The organism is Streptomyces sp. NPDC005784, from assembly GCF_042871525.1.
Classification (GTDB): domain Bacteria; phylum Actinomycetota; class Actinomycetes; order Streptomycetales; family Streptomycetaceae; genus Streptomyces.
In genome coordinates this window covers 1-6,582 of sequence record NZ_JBIAIQ010000091.1, presented here as the reverse complement: position 1 = coordinate 6,582, position 6,582 = coordinate 1, and the positions used below count along the sequence as shown (strand labels likewise).

At 67.6% G+C, this 6,582-nt stretch carries 7 protein-coding genes; 5 read left to right on the top strand and 2 right to left on the bottom strand.

The window, feature by feature from the left end:
* The first annotated feature begins 232 nt into the window (after positions 1–232).
* Both ACFYR3_RS45385 and ACFYR3_RS45380 read left to right on the top strand, forming a co-directional pair.
* Positions 233–1,129, top strand: a complete 897-nt coding sequence (locus ACFYR3_RS45385; RefSeq protein WP_389288269.1) for an aminoglycoside phosphotransferase family protein — start codon at positions 233–235, stop codon at positions 1,127–1,129.
* 42 nt (positions 1,130–1,171) lie between these two features.
* Positions 1,172–2,401, top strand: a complete 1,230-nt coding sequence (locus ACFYR3_RS45380) for a hypothetical protein (RefSeq protein ID WP_389288267.1) — start codon at positions 1,172–1,174, stop codon at positions 2,399–2,401.
* Between the two features lie 68 nt (positions 2,402–2,469).
* Here ACFYR3_RS45380 and ACFYR3_RS45375 read toward each other — a convergent pair whose 3' ends face one another.
* Positions 2,470–3,009 (bottom strand): YrhB domain-containing protein, encoded by a 540-nt coding sequence (locus tag ACFYR3_RS45375; protein ID WP_389288265.1) that lies wholly within the window; start codon positions 3,007–3,009, stop codon positions 2,470–2,472.
* A gap of 133 nt (positions 3,010–3,142) precedes the next feature.
* On the opposite strand from ACFYR3_RS45375, the gene ACFYR3_RS45370 reads away from it, so the two are divergent.
* On the top strand, positions 3,143–3,748 hold the full coding sequence (locus ACFYR3_RS45370) for a hypothetical protein (RefSeq protein WP_389288273.1): 606 nt from the start codon (positions 3,143–3,145) through the stop codon (positions 3,746–3,748).
* Positions 3,749–3,784: 36 nt separating this feature from the next.
* Here the strand turns inward: ACFYR3_RS45370 and ACFYR3_RS45365 are convergent, their stop codons facing one another.
* Positions 3,785–4,048 carry a hypothetical protein gene (locus ACFYR3_RS45365; RefSeq protein WP_389288263.1) on the bottom strand — a complete coding sequence of 88 codons (264 nt, stop codon included), beginning with the start codon at positions 4,046–4,048 and terminating at the stop codon, positions 3,785–3,787.
* A 103-nt stretch (positions 4,049–4,151) separates the two neighbouring features.
* On the opposite strand from ACFYR3_RS45365, the gene ACFYR3_RS45360 reads away from it, so the two are divergent.
* Positions 4,152–5,393 (top strand): tyrosine-type recombinase/integrase, encoded by a 1,242-nt coding sequence (locus ACFYR3_RS45360; RefSeq protein WP_389288271.1) that lies wholly within the window; start codon positions 4,152–4,154, stop codon positions 5,391–5,393.
* A complete protein-coding gene (locus tag ACFYR3_RS45355) occupies positions 5,390–6,505 on the top strand; it encodes a hypothetical protein (protein WP_389288261.1) in 1,116 nt (371 codons plus the stop codon). The genes ACFYR3_RS45360 and ACFYR3_RS45355 overlap by 4 nt, the downstream gene beginning before the upstream one ends.
* The last annotated feature ends 77 nt before the right edge of the window (positions 6,506–6,582 follow it).

The following is a 6,582-nucleotide window of genomic DNA, read 5'->3' as shown; positions in this document are numbered from 1 at the left end:
CTGGAAGCCTCAAGAACTCCCATCATCGCAGGTCACAAGGCTCTTCCTCGTTCCCGGAGAAGTTGTCCACAAACGTCAGCCGGTGGATCCGGGCTGAACTTGGGGCTGGTCTGTCCCAAGCCTCGGGTCCGTAGCTCTCTGAAATCGGATTGGTGATGCCCGAGGGATCACAGCGAGATGTTCCGGAGAGCGAGAGCCCGTTCCGTTTGCCGCCTCAGTACTGTGACTTCGCATGACCGACACTGAGATCGAGATCACCGCAGACCTGGTCCGCGACCTGCTGCAGGAGCAACATCCAGACCTTGCAGGGCTGGCCATCCGCGAGGTGGCGGGCGGCTGGGGCAACCAAATGTGGCGCCTCGGGGACGAGTTGGCCGTGCGCATGCAGCGCATGGACCCCACCCCGGAGCTCCAGCTCAAGGAGCGGCGGTGGCTACCTGCGCTGGCCCCGCGCTTGCCGCTCCCGGTGCCGAACCCGGTGCGGTTCGGCGAACCGTCCGAGCGCTTCCCCAAGCACTGGACCGTGATGACCTGGGTTCCCGGCGAGCCGCTGGACCACGGCTCGATCAGCCGCGGCGACCACGCGGCCGGCACGCTGGCGGGCTTCCTCCGGGCACTCCACGTGGAGGCGCCCGCCGAGGCGCCGATCTCTACGGACCGCGGTGCCCATCCCAGGGACTGCACGGACGGCTTCGAGAACTTCTTCCAGGCCGTTGCCCCCGACGACATCGCTGCCGACGTCCGGGCCGTCTGGGACGACGCCGTTGCGGCCCACGCATGGGAGGGCCCGCGGGTGTGGGTGCACGGCGACCTCCATCCCGCGAACGTCGTTGTCTCGCACGGAACGCTCTCGGGCATCGTCGACTTCGGCGACATGTTCGCCGGCGATCCAGCGTTGGACCTCGCCGCCGCATGGGTGTTGCTGCCCGCGGGCACGGCCTCACGGTTCTTCGACATGTACGCGCATGCAGACGAGGCGGCGATCCGACGCGCCCGCGGGCTGGCTGCTATGAAGAGCCTGTTCCTGATGCTCATGGGGCAGAACGGAGATCGGGGCCTTCCCGGCGGCAAGCCGCGCTGGGGGCCTGCAGGCCGGGCGGCACTTGATCGTGTTCTGAAGGGCGTTTGACGCACGCTTCTTCAAACCTGTTCTCGATCTTGATTGAGGATCATGCGGCAGCCCACCTTCGTGGGTTCATCGATCACCACGCATGGTGGGGATGCCAAGGGCCACGGCCGTATGCTGCCCGTGGACCCGATCGAGCTGGCTGAGCTTCTCCTCGGCGCCAGCCAGGCTGACCTGGAGACCCTCGACCTCGCCGAGCCAGCCTTCCGTCTCGGCTTCGGCGATTCGGGCGATCAAGTTGTCGCGGATCTCGGCAAGCCGTGCCCGTTGGGACGGATCTGGCCGGAGGAGCGAGCATCTGACACAAGCTTATCCGAACTAGTCCAGACGGCCTGGCGGGGTCGGATCGCAGTCGAGTTGCTCAAAGTAGTGGGCAACAATCGGTGGCGTCCCGCCAGGTGGTGTAGCGGATCAAGACACCGGAATCCGCAGGTCATCGCCGCATCGGCGCGGCTCGGGACCGCGCATGGCGCTGACGGCAGGTCAGCCGCTTCGCGACCCGGGAGCCGTGTCCCATGGGGTGGCCGACGCGCGGCTTACCGGAACGCGTCGAGCAAGGTCGCTTACACCACGAAGCGGGACACGACCCAACAATCTCGGCGCCAGCAAGCATTGGGCGTGTCGCGCCGCCAACTCCGGCCGGCCTTGTCGCCCTTCAACGGGCGTCCGGAGACGGGGAGAATGCAGCACATGGATGACGCGTTCACACTCCTTCGGCAGGCCGTCGATCTGCTGCCGGAGGACGCAGCGGCAGAGAACGGACAGAGGGGCGGGGATGTGCGCGAGGACATCGCGCGCCAGGAGTGGGAGATGGTCCTCGGCGTTCTCATCGAGATCGGGGATGTCCACCCCGTGTCCGTTGACTTCTGGGAACTCCTCGCCGAGGCCGCTCAGCAGATGATGCTCGACCGCAGCCGGCATTGGTGCGAGTGGCGGGGCTGGGAAGTCCGACACGGCACCGTCCGGGCGACCCTGAGCCTGGTGGGTGCGGAGGAGGGCCGACGCCGGACTGCCTTTGCTGCAGACGGGCGGCTCCGGCCGATGTGGGACATCGGCAACCGCACCGCCGGCGGGGAGCGAGAACTGAACATCGCCCGGTTGTGGGTGGAATATGTGCAGGAGCTCGGCCCGGGAGAGACCGCCGATGTTCGGCTGGCTCCTCTGAGCCCCGAGCAGTGGAGGCACCTGAAGTGCGGCGATGTGATCACCATGTACGAAGCGCGACCTGTTGCCGGAACGGCCACCGTGATCGAAGTCCTGCCGCCGCGCGCCTGAGCTCATCGTGTGGTCCAGGTGCGCGGACGGGCACGGCCTATCCGGGCCACGGGTTGGTTGCCCGGGTTTCAGCGTTCAGTGCTCTGCCCGGAGTGGATAGTGCGCACGGCGAGAACAGGATCAAGAGCCGGGACGAGGGCCCTGGTGACAGCGTCCACAAGATGACGTGGTGCGGGGCCGGTCTGCAGGGCGGTCACGTATTCGATGACTTCGCCGTGTGCCAGTTCTGGAACGCGCTGTCGCAGCACGTGCATGGCGATGATCCGCCCCTGGGTCGCCGCGGTCTGGCGGATCTCGTCGTGCAGGTCGTCCACGGCGGTCCGGGTAGGCATCTTTCGGATATGGGTGCGGTAGTTGGCCTCCCAGGCGCCGGTAACGGCGGAGAGTGATCCGATTTGGTGCAGACCGCCGTCGACGCGGTCGACCAAGTAGGGTCCGTTGCCGCCCAGCACGTGGCTCAAGTCCCCAGTGCGCAGGTACTCCGCGCTCTGGTAGTAGACGATCCAGACGAGTTCGTGTTCTTCGGTCCCGGACACCACCAGCTTTCCTGAGTATCGGCGGTCCAGGTCTTCCTGGGCCGCCCGAACGGCGAACTCGCGGTCGATCATGCCCGGCAGCATCTCGCACGCTGCCGCGCATGGACAGCGGTTTTTGCTCCGCTCGTCCGGCAGGCCCCCGCAGCCAGGTGATCCTTGAAAACTGTCTGAGTTCAGTTGGTGGGACCAGTACCGTTCCAGCGTGATGAAGCCGGATGGGATGAAGTTGGGGATCGAAGCAGCGCGCCTTCTCGCCGTTGCGGACTGCTGCGAGATAGCGCCGGGGCTGAGTGAGGTCGAGCTGCAGCGTATTGAGCAGGAGTACGGCTTTGAGTTTGCCGACGACCACCGGGCTTTCCTGGCGTGGGGCCTGCCGGTCAGCCAGCCGCCCGAAGAGGGGGACACGTGGGAAAACCCGTGGCCGGACTGGCGCAACGGCGACCCCAAAAAGCTCCGAGAGCGACTTGAGTGGCCCGTGGAGGGCATCGCCCTGTCAGTCCGACGCGGCTACTGGCATCCGACCTGGGAGCAACGGCCGGAAGATGCCGACGAGGCCCTTCAGCAAGCCCAGGCGCTGCTTGCTCGGGTCCCCAAGCTCGTTCCCGTCTACGGGCATCGGTTCCTGCCTGCCGGCCACGGCTCCCATGGTCACCCGGTTCTCTCAGTGTGGGGCACCGACATCATCTGTTACGGCACTGACCTGGTCGACTACGTCAACCACGAGTTCGACGATTTCGACGCCCACACCCCCGACGACTGGCGCCCGCAGGCGACCGTCTCGTTCTGGCGGGATTTCCTGCCCAAGGCTTGATCTCGCGGCGGCAACCGTCCCGAATACGCGGTCGACTCACAACGGGCCTGCCGCGGTTGGTGGGGTTTCGGGCTCGGCGCTGCTTCGTCCGGCGTTCCGGCGGAAGTCGGGCATGCCCAGGTGGACGGTGGACGGCTGGGCCGCACGCTCGCGCATGGCCTCCGGCTTCTGCGCTGCGGCGGCCATGGTGGTCTCGATGGCGGCGACCTCGCCGAGCCAGCCCTGGTCCCGGGCCTCCTGGAGGCGGTCGACGAGGTTGGCGTGGATCTCCTGGAGACGTGGCCTCTGGGCCGGGTCCACGAGAAGTAGCGGACATCTGACGCCCCGTTGACTGAACGAACCAGGTTGATTGTGCAGTTCAGGGCACAGGTGAGGTTGCCGCCCAGTACGGTCTGCGGTCGTGATGAACGATCGTGTGCCCGAGCGGGATCTGTCGAGGTTGGCCGTTCCTCGGTGGGGTCGGCTGGTGGAGACCGGCGACCGGTACGAGCCCTACCGGCTCGTCGACGCCGACGGCGCGGTCGTGGCGCCAGTCGCGGTGTTCTTCCAGGAACTGCTCGCAGCCGGGAAGGCGGCGGCGACCGTCCGCTCCTACGGCATGGACCTGCTGCGCTGGTGGCGGTTCCTGCACGCGGTCGAAGTGCCGTGGGATCGAGCGACACGCGTGGACGCTCGGGATTTCAGCTGCTGGATCCAGCTGACGGTCAAGCCGCGAGCAACCGCGGCCAAGCGGCGGCCGGCCCGCACCGTCGGCGCCCCGAACCCCGTGACCGGGAAGACGAGCCCTGGACTCGGCTATGCCCCGTCGACCGTCGCCCACAGTGAGACGGTGCTGCGCAAGTTCTACGACCTGCACCGCGATGCCGGATCCGGGCCGTTGCTCAACCCGTTCCCGCTGGACTTGGCTCGTCGTTCCGGCCGCGCGCACGCACACCACAACCCGATGGACACCTGGGCGCCAGAGCGGACCGGCCGCTACCGGCCCACGGTTCCGCGCCGGATTCCGCGCTCGATCCCGGACGAGTGGTTCAACTCGCTGTTCGCGGCGCTGCGGTCGAACCGGGACCGGGCAATGATCGCGTTTTGGATCTCCAGCGGAGTCCGGGCCTCGGAGCTAATCGGCGTCCGGCAGTGCGACGTCGACCCTGGGCAGCAGCTGATCAGCGTTGTGCGGAAGGGCTCCCGAGCACGGCAGCAGGTGCCGGCGTCGGTAGATGCGTTCGTATGGCTGCGGCTCTACCAGCAGGAGTTGCACGGGCTGGTGCCGAGGGGCCGGACGCAGCCCGTGTGGTGGACGCTACGACGTCCGTTTCAGCCGCTGACCTACCACGGCGCCCACCGCATGTTCGAGAGGGTAAACACAACCTTCGGCGCGGACTGGACCCTTCACGACCTTCGCCACAGCGCCGCCGCCCGCATGGTGCGCGACTCGGCGCTGACGCTGACCGACGTGCAGTGGGTCCTTGGGCACGCGCATCTGACCACGACCGAGATCTACCTCGCGCCGCGCCAGGACGAGGTCGTGGCCCAGGTGCTGGCCCACCACGCCCGGCAGGCAGACCGGCACACAGAGCCGGTGCCGCCGCCTCCCGCACCCGGCTACAACCCGGAAGCCTTGGACGTGCTGTTCGGGCGGTCTTCATGACCACCAGCACGAAGCACTCGACCCGCCGACAACTGCAGACCGCGAATGCAACAGTCGAACAGGCCCGAGCACGTAACAACGTACTGCGGGAACGGTTCCCGCCCCGCTCCGCAGAGGCATGGTGGCCGACGACAGCGCAGTCGGCGGACGAGGTGCTGCGGCGGCTGACGGCGCCACCGTTCTTGCCAGCGGCCAACGCCACCCGGGCCGGGCGACGACGCGGGGTCACCAAACTTCTGCGCTGGCTGTCCAGCCTCCCCGGGGATACCTGGCAGCAGCGGTGGAAGGCCAGCTGCGCCGAGGACATCCCCGGCGCGGACTGGACGGATCTCCCGCTGCGATTCTTGCGCCAGAGTGGGCCGTCACCGTCGTATGAGCGCGTTGACCTGACCTCCGGACTGCTGATGCTGGCCTGCGGCGATGTCATCCGTCCCGACCTGGCCTGGATGCTCACCCGCACCCACAAGCACCTGGCTCCGGTCATGGCCGAGGTCCGCGACCCCGAAGGGTTCGCACGGCTGGTACAGCTGGCCGAGTCCGGGCCGGTCAGCGCCCGAGGGGAGGCCACCATCGCGGCGACTCGGATCGCGATGCTCCTGGCCTGCAAGGGCGGGTCGATCGCTGACATCACCGTCGGCGACTGCGTGGAGCTGGTCGACACCCTGCGTCGGGTCCATGTCCGCGGGGGTCAGCGCAAAGTCGACTTCTACCTTCGGCTGCGGGCCTTGGGTGTCTTCCCTGAAGACGCCCCGGCCACGATCCGGGCGTTCGGGCTTGCCGCCGGCCAGCTGAGCATCGAAGAACTCGTGGATCGCTATCCGATCCAGTGCCGCCCGGTCCGCGACCTGATTGTGGACTACCTGCGCGAACGACAACCGTCGTTGGACTACACCAGCCTGGACGCGGTGTCGCGGACGCTGGCCGGGCTGTTCTGGACCCGGATCGAAGCGCTCTCCCCGGGCATCGACTCCCTGCGGCTGCCACCGGCACTGGCCCGGGCCTGGAAGACGGACATCGCCACCAAGAAGCGCACCACGCTCGGTCCGGACGGCACCGCCATCGAGATCGCCAGCCCCCGGCTGAACGCCAAGGACGAGTGTCAATGGCCTTGAAGTGCTCCCCGTAGGCGGCCAGGGTTTCGCCCCACTGGCGGCCTGCGAGATCTCCCCAACGGCGGCCAGTTATCTCC